The 608-nt window shown below is 64.1% G+C and carries 1 tRNA gene and 1 rRNA gene; both read left to right on the forward strand.

Annotation, left to right across the window (positions count from 1 at the left end):
• Window positions 1-51 precede the first annotated feature (51 nt).
• Window positions 52-127: transfer RNA gene (locus JNK54_10820), tRNA-Ala, on the forward strand.
• Window positions 128-349: 222 nt separating this feature from the next.
• Window positions 350-608, forward strand: a 23S ribosomal RNA gene (locus tag JNK54_10825); the annotation flags it as partial.

Raw genomic sequence — 608 nt, forward strand, 5'->3', positions numbered from 1 at the left:
CTGATAAGGGTGAGGTCGGTGGTTCGAGTCCACCCAGACCCACCAAACCGTGGGGCCATAGCTCAGCTGGGAGAGCATCGGCTTTGCAAGCCGGGGGTCGGCGGTTCGAACCCGCCTGGCTCCACCACGCGACGCCGGCTCGAGGGCGCCCGCCCGACGGGTTGGGCGCGCGGCGGCCGTCTTTTGGGACGGTTGCACCCGCTCTTTAACAATGTGGACAGTGCGATGTAACGCGCGATTTTGCTTTCGCCCGCCGACGAGGCGCGGGCCGGAAGCGTGGCGGGATTGACGGCCACGGAATCGCGCGGAGAAGAAGCGACGCGCCAGCTTGCAGTGGTTGGGGTTGGCGGGTCAAGTGACCAAGCGCATGCGGTGGATGCCTTGGCGACCACAGGCGACGAAAGACGTGGCAGCCTGCGAAAAGCTCCGGGGAGCTGGCAAACAAGCATTGATCCGGAGATCTCTGAATGGGGAAACCCACCCGCGAGGGTATCCCGAACCGAATCCATAGGTTCGGGAGGCGAACCCGGGGAACTGAAACATCTCAGTACCCGGAGGAACAGAAAGGATGCCCTCAGTAGCGGCGAGCGAACGGGGCAGAGCCCAAA

The sequence above is a fragment of the Elusimicrobiota bacterium genome, from assembly GCA_016788905.1.
Lineage (GTDB): Bacteria > Elusimicrobiota > Elusimicrobia > FEN-1173 > FEN-1173 > JADKHR01.